Genomic DNA, 16,878 nt, shown 5'->3' with positions numbered 1-16,878 from the left:
CGACATAATAGCGACCGACCGGTCGGACGCTATCGGTGAGGCTCTCCTATAGTGGCTGCCATGAGTCCCCGTCACTCCCTCGCCGAGGCCCAGCAGACCCGGGAGCGGATCATCCAGCGCAGCGTGGACGTCGCCTCGGTCGAGGGGCTGAGCGGGCTGACCCTGGGCCGGCTCGCCGGCGACCTGGGCATCAGCAAGTCCGGGCTGCTCGGCCACTTCGGCTCCAAGGAGGCGCTCCAGCTGGCGGCGCTTCGGCGGGGCGCGGTGATCTTCGACCGCGAGGTGTGGCGGCCGGCGGCCGACGCGACGCCGGGCCTCGACCGGCTCCGCGCGGTCTGCGCGGCGTGGATCTCCTACCTGGAACGCGGCGTCTTCCCCGGCGGCTGCCTCTTCGTCAGCTCGACGTTCGAGTTCGACGGCCGGGGCGGGCCCGTACTGGCCCTGCTGCGCCGCCAGTTCCGCGCCTGGGGCCGCCGGCTGACCGGCGAACTCCGCACGGCGGTCGCCCGGGGCGAACTGCCGCCGGAGACCGACCCGGAGCAGCTGGTCTTCGAGCTGTACGGGGTGATGATGAGCCTCAACCACTCCCTGCAACTGGCCCCCGACCCTCAGGCCGCCGCCCGCGCCCACCGCGCCGTCTCCCGCCTGTTGCCCTGGCGGGCGGCCCCGGGAACGCGGGCTGCCGCCCTGGCGGGCGGCCCCGGGACGCCTAAGGCGAAGGGCGGCTCGCCACCGCCGGCGGCGAACAGGGGGTAACGCGTGTGGCGGGCCCGCGGTACGGCGCCTGCGGCGGGCCTTGGCGGAGCAGCGCCGGCGGCGCGAGCACGGAGGACAGCGGCGCGCCTACGGCGGAGTGCGGCGCCAGCGGCGCGGGCGTCGCCTGCGGCGGGCGTTGGCGGAGCAGCGCCAGCGGCGAACTCCCCGAACCGGGGCGGCGCCAGCGGCGCGAGCGCCGGGCCACCCGGGGCGAGCGAAGCCGGTCACCGCAGCGAGCCAAGTACCTCGGGGCGCGGGGGCGGAGCCCCCGCAACCCCAGCCAACCCGCACCACCCCACGTCCGCCGACCCCGCGCCCCAGAGACAACCCGCCGGCCGGCCGCAACCCGCACCGCTCACGCACCGTCGCCGCTCCCGAGCCCCGCCGGCAGGCACCCCGCCGTCGCCGCTCCCGGGCCCCGCCGGCAGGCGGCACCGTTCACTCGGCAGGCGCGAAGCTCGCGTAGTAGGACGCCGCCATGTCCTCCCCGCCGTGGCCCTGGGAGGAGGCGCGGGCGAGGCGGTCGAGGCCGGCGGCCGCGACGTCCAGTTGGACGCCGGCGCGGGTTCCGGCCTCGACGATCAGCCGGGCGTCCTTCAGCGCCGTGTCCACCGCGAAGCTCGGCGGCGACAGCTCGCCGGCCTCAATGGCGGCCGCCTTGGTGCGCAGATACCCCACGTCCAACGGACCGCCCGCGATCGCCTCCAGGAAGTCCGCCGAGTCGACGCCCAGCCCGTGGGCCAGGGCCAGCGCCTCCGCCGTGCCGTGGGTGATCGCCAACAACCAGCTGTTGCAGACCAGTTTGAGCCGGGTCGCGACCCCCGGCGTCCCGCCCAGCCACAGCGTGCGGCTGCCGATCGCCGCCAGCACCGGGGCCAGCCGGCCCCTGGTCTCCTCGGGGCCCGCGGCGAGCACGGTGAGCATTCCCGCCTCGGCCGGCTGCCGGGTGCCGAGCACGGGGGCGTCGACGAGGGTCAGGTCGTGCCGCTCGGCCAGCGCCACGAGGCGGTCGAGGCCGTCGAGGCCGGCGGTGGTGCACTGGAGCCAGACCGCGTCGGGGGCGAACGCGCCGGCCGCCTCGGCGATGGCCTCGGCGGCGGCGTCGCCGTCGTGGAGCACGGTGACCACGACGCCCGCGCCGGCCACCGCCTCGGACGGGCTGTCGGCGATCGTGATGCCGTCGTCCGCCAACGGCTCCGCCTTGGCCCTGGTGCGGTTCCAGACCCGCACGTCCAGGCCGGCGCGGCAGAGGTTGCGGGCCATCGCCGCGCCCATGATGCCGGTGCCGAGAACGGCGATGGAGGTGGGGTCGGTCGGGGAGGAAGCTGAGCTGTCGGTCATGTCCCACACGCTAACTCGCGTCCGCTGTGCCCCGGTTCGCCGCGCGCGGTCAGACGACCTGGTGCAGCCAGCGGACGGGGGCACCTTCGCCCGCGTGCCGGAACGGCTCCAGCTCGTCGTCCCAGGGCTTGCCGAGCAGCCGGGTGATCTCCGAGTGGAGGTCGCTCTCGCCGGCGGCGGCGCGGGCGGCGGCGGCGCGCAGCCGGTCCTCGGGGATCATGATGTCCCCGTGTGGGCCGGTGACGGCGTGGTAGATGCCGAGGTCGGGGGTGCAGCTGTAGCGTTCGCCCTCGCTCGCTGGGCCCGGGTCGGCGGTGACCTCGTAGCGCAGGAGGTGCCAACCGCGCAGCGCGGAGGCGAGTTGGGAGGCGGTGGCGGGCTCGCCCTGCCAGGACAGCTCGGCGCGCCAGGTGCCGGGGGAGGCGGGTTGTCGGGTCCAGTCGAGGCCGACGCGGGAGCCGAGGACGGAGGCGACGGCCCACTCGATATGCGGACACAGCGCGCGGGGGGCGGAGTGCACATACAGAACACCACGTGTCGTCATCGGGACCTCCACTTCCCAACCTGCGCCCGCGCCGCGCCTCCGGCCGCCCCCACCGTGACCCCGACCGCGCACGAACAGTAAACACCATTGCCGTCTTTTCTCGGCAAAGCGGACAGCGTGTGACGTGCGGTCATCTCTTAACCTTGGTGGTGGCACGCACCCCAGGCGCTGCCCGTGCCACAACCAAGCTACCGCCCCGCACGGTGCCCACCGGGACAACGCGAGCCCGGACGGCGGCACCACGCCCGAACAGCGGGAGATCGAGGGAGTCCGCATGACCGTTCACCTCCGCGCCGCACTCGCCTCGTTGACCCTGTCCGCGTTGCTGCTCGGGTGCACCTCCACCGGCCAGGACGCTGGTCAGGAGGCCGAGCGGGGCTCCGGGACGGAGTCCGACCGGGGTTCGTCCGAGGGTTCGTCCGAGGGGGAGGCGGCCGCCCCCGAGGAGGACGTCCCGACCTGGAACACCGAACCGGCTTCCATCGCGGCGATGGGTGACTCCATCACCCGTGGCTTTGACGCCTGCGCCCTGTTGGCGGACTGCCCCGAGGCGTCGTGGGCCACCGGCACGGACAGCGAGGTCGACAGCCTGGCCCGGCAGTTGCTCGGGGACGATGTCGCGGTGGCCGAGCGCTCCTGGAACCTGGCCTCCTCGGGCGCGGTGATGGCCGACCTGCCGGCGCAGGCCGCCGAGGCCGTCGCGCTGGAGCCGGAGCTGGTGACGGTGTTGATCGGCGCCAACGACGCGTGCGCCACCGACGTCGAGCGGATGACGGAGGTGGCCGAGTTCCGCGCGGACTTCGCGGAGGCGCTCGGGGTGATCCGGGCCGAGCTGCCGGAGACCGGCGTCTATGTGGCGAGCGTTCCCGACCTGGAGCGGCTGTGGTCGGAGGGGCAGGGCTCGACGCTGGCGCGGGCGATATGGCGGCTGGCGAACGTGTGCCCCTCGATGTTGGCGGACGCCGACGAGCAGGGCGCCGAGGCGACCGAGCGCAGGGCGGAGGTGAGCGACCGGGTGCGCGCCTACAACGAGGCGCTGGCCGAGGTGTGCGCGCGGGACGCGCTCTGCCGTTACGACGGTGGCGCGGTGTACGACTACGCGTTCACGGCCGACCACATCAGCGACTGGGACTGGTTCCACCCCAGCCGGCACGGGCAGTCGACGCTGGCGGCCCTCGCGTACGAGCAGGTCACCATGGACGCCGTCGAGTAGGCCGGCGCCGGGCCGATTCCCGCCGCTGCCGCGCCATTGACAGCGGAACTCTTCGGTGAATACGTTCTGCTCAGCATTTCGAACGTATGACGAAATACCGAACAAGCGGAGGTCCGAGCCCGTGCGCATCACCGGTATCAGCACCCATGTCGTGGGCACCCCGTGGCGCAACCTCACCTATGTCCAGGTCCATACCGACGAGGGGCTGACCGGCGTCGGCGAGACCCGGATGCTGGGGCACACCGACGCGCTGCTGGGATACCTCAGGGAGGCCGAGGTCAACCACATCCTGGGCTCCGACCCGTTCGCCGTCGAGGACCTGGTGCGGCGGATGAAGACCGGTGACTACGGGCGCGCCGGGGAGATCGTGATGTCCGGCATCGCCTGTGTGGAGACGGCCTGTTGGGACATCAAGGGACAGGCCCTGGGCGTTCCGGTCTGGCAGCTGCTGGGCGGGCGGGCCAACGCGAAGGACAACCGGATCAAGGCGTACGCCAACGGCTGGTACACCGTCGAGCGCACCCCCGAGGCGTTCCACAAGGCGGCCACCAGGGTGGTCGAGCGCGGCTATCTGGCGCTGAAGCTGGACCCGTTCGGGACCGGCAGCTTCGAGTTGGACCACGCGGAGACCGTGCGTTCCCTGTCGCTGGTCGAGGCGGTGCGGGACGCGATCGGTCCGGAGCGTGAGCTGTTGCTGGAGATGCACGGCCGGTTCAGCCCGGCGACCGCGATCCGGCTGGCGAAGGAGTTGGAGCCGTTCCAGCCGTCCTGGCTGGAGGAGCCGGTGCCGCCGGAGAACCTCAAGGCCCTCGCGAAGGTCGCCGAGAAGACCACGCTGCCCATCGCCACCGGCGAGCGCATCCACGACCGGATCGAGTTCCGGGAGCTGTTCGAGTCGCAGGCCGCCGACATCATCCAGCCGGACCTGGGGCACCTGGGCGGCATCGGCGAGATGCGGAAGCTGGCCGCCACGGCCGAGACCCACTACGTGCTGGTCGCGCCGCACAACGTCGGCGGCTCGGTGCTCACCGCCGCCAGCCTGCAACTGGCCGGCTGCACGCCGAACTTCAAGATCCTGGAGCACTTCAACGACTTCGCCGACGCGGAGATCAAGAAGGTCGTCAAGGGCGCGCCCCAGGTGGTGGACGGGTACTTCACGCTCTCCGAGGAGCCGGGGCTCGGCGTCTCGCTGGACACGGACGCGGCGGCCGAGTTCCCGCAGCAGCAGGCCAGGTTCGACCTGTGGGCCGAGGGCTGGGAGAAGCGCGAGGGGACCAGGCGATGACCGGGCCGGCGCGCAGCGTCGTCGTCGAACGGCCGGGCGCCTTCCGCCTCGTCGAGGCCGAACGGCCCGAACCCGGGCCGGGCGAGGTGCGGGTGCGGGTGCACGCGGCCGGCGTGTGCGCCAGCGACCGGGAGCTGTTCGACGGCACCAGGCCGGCGGACTACGCCCGTTATCCGGTGGTGCCGGGCCACGAGTGGTCGGGCATGGTGGACGCGGTGGGCGAGGGCGTCGATCCGGCGCTGGTCGGCCGGGGCACGGTGGCCGAGGGCTTCCGCGCCTGCCAGCGCTGCGAGCGCTGCCGGGCCGGCGAGCAGACCCTGTGCACCGCCGGCTACGCGGAGACCGGGTTCACGGAGCCGGGCGCGTTCGCCGACTATCTGGTGCTGCCGGCGCGGCTGTTGCACCCGCTGGCGCCCGACGTGGACCTGACCTCGGCCGCGCTGCTGGAGCCGGCGGCCGTGGTCGCGGCCGCCGTGCTGCGCGGCGCGCCCCGCGCGGGCGAGCGGATCGCGGTGCTGGGCTGCGGGACGCTGGGGCTGCTGGCCGTTCAACTGCTCGCCGCCTCCACGCCCGTTGAGCTGCTGGCGGTCGATCCCCGGCCGCGCCCGCTGGAGTTGGCCGCCGAGATGGGCGCGACGCGCGCGCTGACGCCCGAGCGGGTGGGCGAAGGCCCCGGCGCGTTCGACCTGGTGGTGGAGACGGCGGGGGCGCCCGGCACGGCGGCCGACGCCTGCCGGCTGGCCCGCAGGGGCGGCCGGGTGGTGCTGACCGGCGTGCCCGAGCCGGGCGCGCTGGGCCTGGACCCGGTGCTGCTGCTGGTCAACCAGCTGACCGTGGCCGGGATCTTCGGCGCGGCGCCGGCCGCCTGGTCCTATGCCGTGCACGCCTTCAACCACGGGCTGCTCCGCCCCGAGAAACTCGTCTCGCACCAGCTTCCCCTCGCGTCATTCGGGGAAGCGATGAGACTGGTCGGCAGCGGCGACCCGGACGTGGGCAAGGTCCTGCTGATGCCGTGACGACCTCCGGCATCCCAGCGTGGCCACCCAACCCCCCTGCAACCGAACCCTGATCGAAATACCGAACGACCGCACGTCTGGAGCATCGTGTCTGACCCCGCCGCCCCCTCCGCCCGCCCCGGTGACGCCGCGCTGGCCGCGCTCGGCTTCGCCCCGCCCGCCGAACTCCCCGCCGACTCCTCCCCGCACGCCTTCCCGGACGGCGGCACCTGGCGCACCGAGATCCCCTCGGTCGAGGGGCCCGAGGCCCTGGCCACGGTGCTGGAGGAGGCCGCCCGGCTGTCCGTGCCGATCCACCGGATCAGCCAGGGCAGCGGCGTGTGGATGCTCACCGACGCCGAGATCACCGAGATGGTCGACGCCTGTGCCGAGGCCGGCACCGAGCTGTGCCTGTTCACCGGCCCCCGGGGCACCTGGGACATCGGGGCCGCCACCCGCACCGCCTCCGGCGGCGCCGGCCCGCGCGCACGGGGACAGCGCGCGGTCGCCGGCTGTGTGGAGGACGCGCTGCGCGCGGCCTCGTTGGGCGTGCGCTGCCTGCTGGTGGCGGACGAGGGCGTGCTCTGGGCGCTCCACCAGCTGCGCGCGCGGGGGGAGTTGCCGGCCGACACCACGTTCAAGGTCTCGGCGTTGATCGGCCCGGTCAACCCGATCGCCGTCTCGGTGCACGAGGGCCTGGGCGGCGACTCGGTCAACATCCCCTCGGACCTGACGCTGGAGCACCTCAGCGAGATCCGTCGGGTGACCCGGGTGCCGCTGGACTTCTATCTGGAGGCGCCCGACGACCTCGGCGGCTATGTCCGGATGCACGAGATAGCCGAGCTGATCCGGCGCGGGGCGCCGATCTACCTCAAGTTCGGCCTGAGCAAGGCGCCCGGGATCTACCCGTACGGCGCCCACCTGCGCGATGTCACCCTCAACAGCGCCAGGGAGCGGGTCCGTCGGGGGCGGCTGGCCCTGGACCTGTTGTCCCGGCTCGGCGCCGACGAGGGCATGTCACCGCTCGGCTCCCGACTGCCGGGGACCCTGCGCCGCTTCCCGCTGGACAGGGCCGAGCACACTCCAACCGCTTCCAACAAAACAGTCCATACTCCATCATCAAACGGCAGCAACAGCACAGCAGAAGAGGCGTCACCTGTCGAAAGGACGTGACCGTCAATGTCTCGTGCACGAGCCGCGACCCGCACCCTCGCCGTCACCGCCGCCCTCGTCCTCCCCCTGACCGCGTGCGGCCAGGACTCGGGTGGAGGCGGCGGGCGCGACGCCGACGCCGAGGGCGGGACCGTGGGCATCGCGATGCCCACCAAGTCGTCGGAACGATGGATAGCCGACGGCGACAACATGGTCGCGCAGTTCGAGGAGGCCGGCTACGAGACCGACCTCCAGTACGGCGAGGACCGGGTCGAGAACCAGATATCCCAGATCGAGAACATGATCGCCCGGGGCCATGACCTGCTGGTGATCGCCGCCATCGACGGCTCCTCGCTGAGCAACGTCCTCCAGCAGGCCGCCGACGCCGACATCCCGGTCATCGCCTACGACCGGCTGCTGATGAACTCCGAGAACGTCGACTGCTACGCGACGTTCGACAACAGCCAGGTCGGCGAACTCCAGGCGCGGTACATCGTGGACGCGCTCGGCCTGGAGGAGAACCAGGACGAGTCCTTCAACATCGAGCTGTTCGCCGGCTCGCCCGACGACAACAACACCCGGTACTTCTTCGAGGGGGCGATGAGCGTCCTCGACCCGTATCTGGAGAGCGGTCAACTCGTCGTCCAGAGCGGCCAGACCGAGCTGAGCGAGGTCACCACCGAACGCTGGGACGGCGGCACCGCCCAGAACCGGATGGACGACCTGCTCACCGCGCACTACCGCGGCGAGCCCGTGGACGCGGTGCTCTCCCCGTACGACGGGATCTCCATCGGCGTGCTCTCCGCGCTCAAGAGCGTGGGCTACGGCTCGGGCGACACCCCGTTCCCCGTGGTCACCGGGCAGGACGCCGAGCTGGCCTCGGTGAAGTCGATCGTGACGGGCGAGCAGACCCAGACCGTCTACAAGGACACCCGCGAACTGGCCCGGCTGGCCGTCGCCATGGGCGAGGCGCTGCTCGCCGGCGAGGAGCCCGAGGTCAACGACACCGAGAGCTACGACAACGGCGTCAAGGTCGTGCCCGCCTACCTGCTGGAGCCGGTCAGCATCGACGCGGAGAACTACGAGCTGCTGATCGAGGAGGGCTACTACACCGAGGCCCAGATCACGGGCTGAGCCGGGGCTGTCAGGACGTCCGACGGGACCGCCTGACAGGGAGAGAGAGAACGCCATGGCACCACACGTGCTGGAAATGCGCGGGATCACCAAGACCTTCCCCGGCGTCAGGGCCCTCGACGGGGTGGACATCTCGGTGCGCACCGGAGAGGTGCACGCGATCTGCGGCGAGAACGGCGCCGGGAAGTCCACCCTGATGAAGGTGCTCAGCGGGGTCCACCCGCACGGCACCTACGGCGGGGAGATCCGCTTCGAGGGCGAGCCGTGCGAGTTCAGGGACATCAGGGCCAGCGAGCGGCGCGGCATCGTGATCATCCATCAGGAGCTGGCGCTGGTCCCCCAGCTGTCCATCGCCGAGAACATCTTCCTGGGCAACGAACGGGCCACGCGCGGCGTCATCAGCTGGTCGTCCACGCTGGTGGAGACCGAACGGCTGCTGCGCCGCGTCGGCCTGGACGAGCGGCCCGGCACCCGGATCTCCGAACTGGGCGTCGGCAAGCAGCAGTTGGTGGAGATCGCCAAGGCCCTGGCCAAGCGGGTCAAGCTGCTGATCCTCGACGAGCCGACGGCCGCGCTCAACGACGAGGACAGCCGCAAGCTCCTCGAACTCATCGGTGAACTCCGCGACCAGGGCATCTCCTGCATCCTGATCTCGCACAAGCTCAACGAGATCCGGCAGGTGGCCGACACGGTCACGGTGATCAGGGACGGCCGGTCCATCGAGACGCTGACCGTGCGGGAGAGCCCGGGCGAGCCGTCCCGGATCACCGACGAGCAGCTGATCGAGCGGATGGTCGGCCGGGAGCTGGACCGGTTCTACCCCGACCGCACGCCCTACACCGGCGACCGCGCCGGGCAGGTCGCGCTGACCGTGCGGGACTGGACGGTGCGGCACCCGGTGGACACCGGCCGCACGGTGGTCGACTCGGTCTCCTTCGAGGTGCGCCACGGGGAGATCCTGGGCCTCGCGGGGCTGATGGGCGCCGGGCGCACCGAGTTGGCGATGAGCGTCTTCGGGCGCTCCTGGGGCCGGTACGAGCGCGGCACGGTGGAGCTGCACGGCCGGGAGATCTCGACCCGGACGGTGGCGGAGGCCGTGCGGCACGGGATCGCCTATGTCACCGAGGACCGCAAGACCTACGGCCTCAACCTGATCGACACCATCAGCCGCAACATCTCGCTGGCCGCCCTGCCCCGGATGGCCAGCCGGGGGCTGGTGGACGCGCACAGCGAGCGCCAGGTCGCCGAGCGGTTCCGCGCCTCGATGAACATCAAGGCACCCACGGTCTTCGAGCAGGTGGGCCGCCTCAGCGGCGGCAACCAGCAGAAGGTGGTGCTCAGCCAGTGGATCAACGCCGAGCCGCAGGTGCTGATCCTCGACGAGCCGACGCGGGGCATCGACGTCGGCGCCAAGTCGGAGATCTACACCGTGATCGACCAACTGGCCGCGCGGGGCAAGGCGGTGGTGGTCATCTCCTCGGAGCTGTCCGAGCTGCTGGGGATCTGCGACCGGATCGCCACGATGGCCTTCGGCCGCCTGACCGGGGTGCTGGACCGCGACGAGGCCACCCAGGAGGGGCTGATGCGGCTGATGACCAGGACGAACCCAGCGGACCCAGCCGACGCCGACCCCGGGGACCCCGCCGACCCGGCCGTGAGGGGAGAGGGATGAGATGAGCCAGGCCACTCTCGGCAAGAACACGCGGGACCAACGGGAACCGGACGGTTCCGGCGCCTCCACGGAGCGGTCCCTGGCGGCGCGGGCGCTGCGCGCGCTGCGGAACAACATGCGGCAGTACGGGATGCTGATCGCCCTGGTGCTCCTGCTCGGGCTGTTCCAGGTCTGGAGCGGGGGCGACATGCTGTTGCCCCGCAATGTCACCAATATTGTGCTTCAGAACGGCTACATCCTGATTCTGGCCATCGGCATGATGATCGTGATCATCAATGGCCATATCGATCTGTCCGTGGGGTCCTTGGCCGCCTTCACGGGGGCGGCGGCGGCCGTGATGATGGTGGACCACGACCTGCCCTGGCAGGTCGCACTGGCCGTCTCGCTGCTGATCGGGGCGGTGGTGGGGGCCTGGCAGGGCTTCTGGATCGCCTATGTGGGCATCCCGTCCTTCATCGTCACCCTGGCCGGAATGCTGCTCTTCCGGGGCGCCACCCAGATCCTGCTGGACGGGCAGTCGGTCTCCCCGTTCCCCAAGGGCTTCCAGGACATCAGCCAGGGCTTCCTGCCGGAGGTCGGCCCCAACACCAACTACCACAACCTCACGGTGTTGTTGGGCGTGGCGGTGTGCGCGATCGCGCTCCTCCAGGAGTGGCGGCAGCGGCAGCAGGCGCAGGCGTACGAGCTGCATGTGCTGCCGTTCCGGATCTTCCTGTTGAAGTGCGTGGCCATCGTCGCCGCGATGATGGCGTTCACCCTGACCCTGGCGAGCTACCGGGGCGTGCCGGTGATCCTGCTGATCCTGGGTGGGCTGCTGGTGGCGATGGGCTTCGTGATGCGCAACGCGGTGGTCGGCCGGCACATCTACGCGCTGGGCGGCAACCGGGCGGCGGCGCAGCTCTCCGGCGTCAAGGACAAGCGCGTCACCATGCTGGTCTTCGTCAACATGGGCGTGCTGGCCGCGCTGGCCGGCTGTGTCTTCGCGGCCCGGCTCAACGCGGGCACCCCGGGCGCCGGCAACCTCTTCGAGCTGGAGGCGATCGCCGCCGCGTTCATCGGCGGCGCCTCGATGAGCGGCGGCGTGGGCACCGTGCTGGGCGCGGTGATCGGCGGACTGGTGCTGGGCGTGCTCAACAACGGCATGTCCCTGGTCGGCATCAGTCAGGACTGGCAGCAGGTGATCAAGGGCCTGGTCCTGCTCGCCGCCGTCGGCTTCGACGTGTGGAACAAGCGCCGCGCCAGCTCCTGAGGTTGGGCCCCTGCGGTCGCTGAGGTTCCGGGCGGCACGGGGGGAACGATCAGCATCGAACAGAAGTAATCTGAATTCGAGCAATACGGCACACTCAGCAACGGGACAATCAGAAGGAGCAGCCTTCGATGACCACCTCAAGGAGAGCCGTGATCGCGACGGCGGCCGCCGCGGGGATCACCGCGGCGACGGCCGGCCGGGCCTCGGCGGGAGGCCATGGCGGACAGCCGCCCCACCCCGAACGCTTCGGTGAGCTGGAGGACGGCACCGAGGTCCAGCGGTGGACCCTCGCGAACGGTGGCATCCGGCTCGGGGTGCTCAACTTCGGCGGTATCGTCCAGACCCTCGAAGTGCCCGACCGGGACGGCGAGTCGGTCAACATCTCGCTGGGCTTCGCCGAACTCGACCCCTACCTCGGCGACTCGCCCTACATGGGCGCGCTGATAGGCCGCTACGGCAACCGCATAGCCGCCGGCAGGTTCACCCTGGACGGCACTGAGTACCAGGTGCCGGTCAACGACGGGCCCAACAGCCTGCACGGCGGCACCCAGGGCTTCGACAAGCGGATCTGGGACGTCAACCCGAACGGCAGGTCGGGGCTGACGCTCACCTACTCCAGCCCGGACGGCGAGATGGGCTACCCGGGCACGCTGGACGTCCGGGTGGACTACACCCTGACCGACGACGGCGAGTTCCGCATCGACTACGAGGCGACCACCGACGCGCCCACCGTGCTCAACCTCACCAACCACACCTACTTCAACCTGGCGGGCGAGGGCAACGGCGGGGTCTACGACCACAAGCTGAGCCTGGCCGCCGGCCGGTTCACCCCGGTCGACGAGGTCCTGATCCCCACCGGCGAGCTGGCCTCCGTCGGCGGCACCCCGTTCGACTTCCGCCGGGGGAAGACCATCGGCGAGGACATCAGGGAGAGCCACCAGCAGATCCTCTACGGCCAGGGCTTCGACCACAACTTCGTCCTGGACAAGGGGATCACCCGTCGCCCCGAGCGCTTCGCCCAGCTCTACGAGCGGCGCTCGGGCCGGCTGATGACCGTCTCCACCACGGAGCCGGGCGTGCAGTTCTACAGCGGGAACTTCCTCGACGGCACCCTGGTCGGCACCTCGGGCCGGGCCTACCGGCAGGGTGACGGGCTGTGCCTGGAGACCCAGCACTTCCCGGACTCGCCCAACCAACCCGACTTCCCGTCGACCGTGCTCCGCCCGGGCGAGACCTACCGCTCCACCACGGTCTACGCCTTCTCCACCCGCTGATCCCCACTGATCCCAGCCGATCGGCCCGCCGGCCCGTGGACCACCCGGTCCACGGGCCGGCCCGCGTTCCCGACCCGACGCCGCGCCACCGCGCCGCTACCGCACCACCGCCTCCGAATCCGCCCGCGCCACCGACAGCACCAACTCCCGCAGCCGCTCGACATACAGCCGCATCGTCTTCCCCGCCACCTCGGTGTCCGGGAAGCGGGCGGCGAACTGGAGCCCCTCGTGCAGCCGGGTCAGCCACACGCAGACCCGGTCCCCGTAGGAGACGCGGACCAGCCCGTACGCGCGCAGCTCCGCCCACCGCTCCGACAGGGGCACCCCGCGCCCGTCCACATAGGACAGGAACGAGCAGAGGTCCGGCGAGTCGAAGCGGAAGTCGGAGCCCAGCAGCCCCAGCGCCCGCGCGATGGGAATCCGCGCGCACCCCCGGTTCGCGCGCAGCGCCGAACGGGCCATCGGCAGCGCCTCGTCGAACCCCGACGCCCGCCCCACCGGGATCTCGACCGGAGCGCCGCCCACATACCAGCCGACCGAGTCCGACCACCGGGACCTGACCCGCGTGTGGAACGGCACCACGGTGCGGTAGGTGTCCACCCCGCCCAACTCCCGGAAGACCAGAGCCGACGCGGCGAGCGCGCCGACCAGCGTCCCGCCGAACGGCCGGCAGTGCGCCTCGAACGCCGCCGCCGCGCGGTCGTCCACCAGCGTCTCGTGCTCGAACCGCTGCGTCGGCAGCGGCCCTTCGGGATCGAGCCCCAGGTCGACGGGGAACGCCGGCATCACCCCGCCGGAGCGGGCGACGAACTCCCGCCAGCGGCCGATGATCTCGTGCGTTCCGTCGATGGCGTCGGCCCGCGCGCGCTCGGTGGCGCAGAAGTCGACATAGCTGTCGACCGGCGGCAGCGGCGCCGGCTCGCCGCGCAGCTGGGACGCGTAGAGCTGGTGGATCTCGGCGGGGATGCGGTAGAGGGAGTGCGCGTCGACGTTGCTGTGGTCGAAGGCCAGGTAGAGCGCGGCGCCGTCCGGCCTGACCACGGCCGTGTAGAGGAAGTTGGGCCAGCTCAGGGCGTCGGCCGCCCGGTCGAAGCGGTCCTGGAGATAGCGGGTGAGCGTCGCCGGCTCGGCGAAGTGGCCGACCTCGGACCGGTCCAGCGCCACGGCCTCGGCCGGCAGTGTGAACCGCCGCACCGTCTCGCCCGCCCAGCGGAACCCGCTGCGCAGCGTCTCGTGCCGCAACGTCCAGGCGTGCAGCGCCCGTTCGAGGGCGTCCAGGTCCACGCGGCCCGGCAGGTCGAAGGCGACGCCGAGCCAGCCGGGCGCGCACAGCCCGGCGGCGCGGGCGTCACGGGCGGTCCTGAGGTGGAACTCCTGCACATAGGCGGGCGGTCGGGAGTCGTCCGGCGCCGACCTCGCGGCCTCGACGGTCGGCGCTGGCAGCGACCACTCCACCAGTCGCCCGGGGCGGATCTCGCAGCGCTGGATGTCGGTCATTCGCACGGGGCTCTCCGTTCACACGCCCCGGGGACTCAGGTGGCGCGGGTGGGGGTCGGGAAGGGCCGGCGGGCCAGGGCACGGGACCGCCGCGCCCTCGCACGCCGCCGTCGCCCGGCCCGGCGCCGCGAGAGGCGCGCGGGTCAACGGTCGACGGCATAACAGAACCAACGCGCCGGGCGCCTCCCGGTCACGCCCGCCCACCCGACCGCGCGCCGCCTCACTCCGTGTCGGTCAGCAGCCGACGGGTCCTGGCCGGCGCCGTGGCGGGGAGTTCGCCGAGGATGTCGGCGAGCGTGGTGCCGGCGAGGCTGCTCCGCCAGGCGCGGTGCGCCTCGTGCATCCTGACGGCGAGCAGACAGGCGTCGGCGCAGTCCTCCGGCGGGTGGGCGCCGCGCCCGCGCTGGCGGATCTCGCGGCACTGGAACGGCGTCGACCCCCCGTCCACGGCCTCGACGATCTCCAGGAGGGTGATCTCGGCGGCCGGCCTGGCCAGTTGGAACCCGCCGCGCGGCCCCGTGGTGGCGCTGAGCAGCCCGGCCCTGACCAGGGCCTGGAGCTGCTTGGCGAGATAGGGCGCCGGCAGGTCGAAGTAGGCGGCGAGCTGGGCGGCCGAGGCCGTGGCACCCGGTTCGAGCTGCGCCAGCGAGGTCGCGCAGTGCAGGAGCCATTCGGTGCTCACGGGCAGCTTCATGGCGTCGAGTCTAGCGACGGCGCCCCGGATCTAAGATATTGCGGATCTCTTTAGTCCTGGATAGCGTCGGCCGAGACATCGGGAGACCCGAACGAAGGACCCGGGACAGAACGAGAAGAGAAGAGGACGCCATGCGCATCGCCATCGCCGGAGCGACCGGGAGGATCGGCTCCCTGACCGTTCGGACCCTGGAACGGGACGGGCACGAGGTCGTCCGGATCAGCCGCTCGCTCGGCGTGGACCTGCTGACCGGCGAGGGCCTGGACGCCGCGCTGGTCGGCGTCGACGCGCTGATCGACACGACCAACACCCCCGCGATGGAACGGAGTTCGGCCGTCGAGCAGCTCGGCACCATGACGCGGAACCTGCTGGCCGCCGAGGAGAGGGCCGGGGTCCGCCACCATGTGCTGCTGTCGATCGTCGGCATCCAGCGGATCGACGGCAACGCGCACTACGCCGGCAAGCGCGAGCAGGAGCGGCTGGTCGCCGAGGGGCCGATCCCGTGGACGGTGGTGCCGGCCACCCAGTTCCACGACTTCGCGGAGATGGTCGCGGGCTGGACCGAGCGGGACGGCCAGGCCACCATCGCGCCGCTGCTGGTGCGGCCCGTCGCGCCCGCCGACGTCGCCGAGGTGCTGGCCGAGGTCGCGACCGACCGGCCGCAGGGCCGCTACGCCGACCTGGCGGGCCCCGACACCCAGGACCTGGTGGACATGGCCCGCCGCACCCACCGCGTGCGGGGGCGCGAGGTGCGCCTGGTGCCGACCTGGTCCGGGGTGTTCGGCACCGACATGGGCGGGGAGGCGCTGCTGCCCGGCGAGAACGCCCGGATCGCGCCGACCACGTTCGAGCAGTGGCTGAACGAGCAGGCCGCCGCCCGGTGAACGCGCGGCACGGCCGGTGCGCCCGCCGCCCGTCCGCCGCCCGGTGAACGGGCGGGCTCAGGGCAGCAGTTCGACCTCGATCGCGGGATAGAGCGTGCGCAGCGGCTCGGGCGTCGCGGTGATCACCGGCCACTGGCGGGCGGCCGCGAGATAGGCCACATGGCCGGGCGTGGTCGCTGCCGGCCGGTGCGCGGAGCGCAGGATGCCCGAGCCGACGGCGTGCGCCTCGTCCAGCGCGGCGAAGGCCACCAGCGGGAACCGCAGGATCGCGGTGAGCGCGTCCCGGCCGTGCGGGTGCAGGTCGGCCGCCGCGTCGGCGACGCAACTGGCCGGCGCCAACAGCGGGATGACGTGCCGGTGCGCGGCGCTCAGCAACGCCCGCATGTGCGGGCTGCCCTGGGCCGCTGCGACCAGCGCCGTGGTGTCGAGGATGCGACCGCCTATCGCGGGGGCGGCGCCCGAGGGTTCGTCGGGCGCCGTCACGCGGCGCCGCGCCCCTCGGCGGTGTCGAGGCCCAGGGCGCGGTCGGCCCACTTGTGGTGCTCCTCGCCCGGGAGTTGCTCGCCGAAGAGCCGGCGGAGCGTCTCGTCGACCTCGGCGGTCTCCTCCTCGCGGCGGAGCAGCTCCTGGATGTGCCCGGAGACGCTGGGGATGCGCCCGGCCGCCTCGGCGGCCTTCAGCCGCATCAGCTGGTCCTCGGGCAACGAGATCGCCGTTTTCCGCATGGTCATACTTCAGTAGTACCACCGACCGGCCCCGGAGGCCAGACCTCACCGACCGGTTTGCGGGCCGGCGCGAGCGGCGCTCTAGTGGAGGGAGAGACATCGGGCGGCCAGGGAGCGAACATGGTGCGGGAGACGGCCACCAGCCCGGCGCTGGAGCGGCAGACCCAACGGCTGCGCCTGCGCGGCCTGCGCCTCCAGGCCACGGAGGCGGCCGTCGCGCTGCTCTCGGGGGAGCCCGACCGCACCGATGAGCTGCGCTCGGAGGTCGACGCCGTGCTCGCCGGGCACGAGGCACGCCGGGGCGACACCGTGTTGGTGGACACCCGCGAGGGACGCCTGACAGTAAGGATGTTCATGGACGTCTCCCGGCGAGGTCTGACCCAACGCCTGACTGACTTCGGGTCTTCAACGGGATCTGTCGGCCTGTGCCGGGAGACGTCCGTACGCATCCACCGGCCTGGGC

The 16,878-nt window shown here is 72.2% G+C and carries 17 protein-coding genes; 11 read left to right on the top strand and 6 right to left on the bottom strand.

Going from position 1 to position 16,878, the window contains the following annotated elements; genetic code table 11:
• The first annotated feature begins 60 nt into the window (after positions 1-60).
• Positions 61-756, top strand: a complete 696-nt coding sequence (locus EBN88_RS03810) for a TetR/AcrR family transcriptional regulator (protein ID WP_122182350.1) — start codon at positions 61-63, stop codon at positions 754-756.
• A 438-nt stretch (positions 757-1,194) separates the two neighbouring features.
• On the opposite strand, the gene EBN88_RS03805 is transcribed toward EBN88_RS03810, so the two are convergent.
• Together EBN88_RS03805 and EBN88_RS03800 are read right to left on the bottom strand one after the other, a co-directional pair.
• On the bottom strand, positions 1,195-2,097 hold the full coding sequence (locus EBN88_RS03805) for an NAD(P)-dependent oxidoreductase (protein WP_122182349.1): 903 nt from the start codon (positions 2,095-2,097) through the stop codon (positions 1,195-1,197).
• Positions 2,098-2,146: 49 nt separating this feature from the next.
• Positions 2,147-2,641: a DUF3145 domain-containing protein gene (locus tag EBN88_RS03800; RefSeq protein WP_122182348.1), complete on the bottom strand. Its 495-nt coding sequence runs from the start codon at positions 2,639-2,641 to the stop codon at positions 2,147-2,149.
• A 274-nt stretch (positions 2,642-2,915) separates the two neighbouring features.
• Between EBN88_RS03800 and EBN88_RS03795 the strand changes: the two genes are divergently transcribed.
• The 8 genes from EBN88_RS03795 to EBN88_RS03760 all read left to right on the top strand — a co-directional run bounded on the left by EBN88_RS03795 (position 2,916) and on the right by EBN88_RS03760 (position 12,615).
• The gene (locus EBN88_RS03795) at positions 2,916-3,854 is read left to right on the top strand and encodes an SGNH/GDSL hydrolase family protein (RefSeq protein WP_122182347.1); all 939 of its coding nucleotides are present in this window, start codon (positions 2,916-2,918) and stop codon (positions 3,852-3,854) included.
• Positions 3,855-3,975: 121 nt separating this feature from the next.
• Complete coding sequence (locus EBN88_RS03790; RefSeq protein WP_122182346.1) at positions 3,976-5,139, top strand: mandelate racemase/muconate lactonizing enzyme family protein; 1,164 nt, start codon at positions 3,976-3,978, stop codon at positions 5,137-5,139.
• Positions 5,136-6,155, top strand: coding sequence for a zinc-dependent alcohol dehydrogenase (locus tag EBN88_RS03785; protein ID WP_122182345.1), 1,020 nt, complete (start codon positions 5,136-5,138; stop codon positions 6,153-6,155). Before EBN88_RS03790 ends, EBN88_RS03785 begins: the two co-directional genes overlap by 4 nt.
• Positions 6,156-6,242: 87 nt before the next feature.
• Complete coding sequence (locus tag EBN88_RS03780; RefSeq protein WP_233580437.1) at positions 6,243-7,307, top strand: hypothetical protein; 1,065 nt, start codon at positions 6,243-6,245, stop codon at positions 7,305-7,307.
• A 6-nt stretch (positions 7,308-7,313) separates the two neighbouring features.
• Positions 7,314-8,420: a multiple monosaccharide ABC transporter substrate-binding protein gene (gene chvE, locus EBN88_RS03775; protein ID WP_122182344.1), complete on the top strand. Its 1,107-nt coding sequence runs from the start codon at positions 7,314-7,316 to the stop codon at positions 8,418-8,420.
• 55 nt (positions 8,421-8,475) lie between these two features.
• Entirely contained in the window at positions 8,476-10,092 is a 1,617-nt protein-coding gene (gene mmsA, locus EBN88_RS03770) for a multiple monosaccharide ABC transporter ATP-binding protein (RefSeq protein WP_122182343.1), read from the top strand.
• A 1-nt stretch (position 10,093) separates the two neighbouring features.
• Positions 10,094-11,341, top strand: coding sequence for a multiple monosaccharide ABC transporter permease (gene mmsB, locus EBN88_RS03765; protein ID WP_233580436.1), 1,248 nt, complete (start codon positions 10,094-10,096; stop codon positions 11,339-11,341).
• Positions 11,342-11,469: 128 nt separating this feature from the next.
• The gene (locus tag EBN88_RS03760; protein WP_122182342.1) at positions 11,470-12,615 is read left to right on the top strand and encodes an aldose epimerase family protein; all 1,146 of its coding nucleotides are present in this window, start codon (positions 11,470-11,472) and stop codon (positions 12,613-12,615) included.
• 96 nt (positions 12,616-12,711) lie between these two features.
• On the opposite strand, the gene EBN88_RS03755 is transcribed toward EBN88_RS03760, so the two are convergent.
• Together EBN88_RS03755 and EBN88_RS03750 are read right to left on the bottom strand one after the other, a co-directional pair.
• On the bottom strand, positions 12,712-14,118 hold the full coding sequence (locus EBN88_RS03755) for a condensation domain-containing protein (protein ID WP_407703370.1): 1,407 nt from the start codon (positions 14,116-14,118) through the stop codon (positions 12,712-12,714).
• A 214-nt stretch (positions 14,119-14,332) separates the two neighbouring features.
• Positions 14,333-14,806: an RrF2 family transcriptional regulator gene (locus EBN88_RS03750; RefSeq protein WP_122182340.1), complete on the bottom strand. Its 474-nt coding sequence runs from the start codon at positions 14,804-14,806 to the stop codon at positions 14,333-14,335.
• Between the two features lie 131 nt (positions 14,807-14,937).
• Between EBN88_RS03750 and EBN88_RS03745 the strand changes: the two genes are divergently transcribed.
• Positions 14,938-15,690: an SDR family oxidoreductase gene (locus tag EBN88_RS03745; protein WP_122182339.1), complete on the top strand. Its 753-nt coding sequence runs from the start codon at positions 14,938-14,940 to the stop codon at positions 15,688-15,690.
• Positions 15,691-15,747: 57 nt separating this feature from the next.
• Here EBN88_RS03745 and EBN88_RS03740 read toward each other — a convergent pair whose 3' ends face one another.
• Positions 15,748-16,173: a hypothetical protein gene (locus EBN88_RS03740; protein WP_122182338.1), complete on the bottom strand. Its 426-nt coding sequence runs from the start codon at positions 16,171-16,173 to the stop codon at positions 15,748-15,750.
• The gene (locus EBN88_RS03735; RefSeq protein ID WP_122182337.1) at positions 16,170-16,421 is read right to left on the bottom strand and encodes a hypothetical protein; all 252 of its coding nucleotides are present in this window, start codon (positions 16,419-16,421) and stop codon (positions 16,170-16,172) included. The genes EBN88_RS03740 and EBN88_RS03735 overlap by 4 nt, the downstream gene beginning before the upstream one ends.
• Positions 16,422-16,535: 114 nt before the next feature.
• Here EBN88_RS03735 and EBN88_RS03730 point away from each other — a divergent pair.
• The coding region (locus tag EBN88_RS03730) for a hypothetical protein (RefSeq protein ID WP_147472634.1) at positions 16,536-16,878 on the top strand (343 nt) is incomplete at its 3' end.

Origin of the sequence: Streptomyces triticirhizae, from assembly GCF_003696235.1 — a bacterium.
GTDB classification, from domain to species: domain Bacteria; phylum Actinomycetota; class Actinomycetes; order Streptomycetales; family Streptomycetaceae; genus Streptomyces; species Streptomyces triticirhizae.
This window is presented reverse-complemented; position numbering and strand designations above follow the sequence as displayed.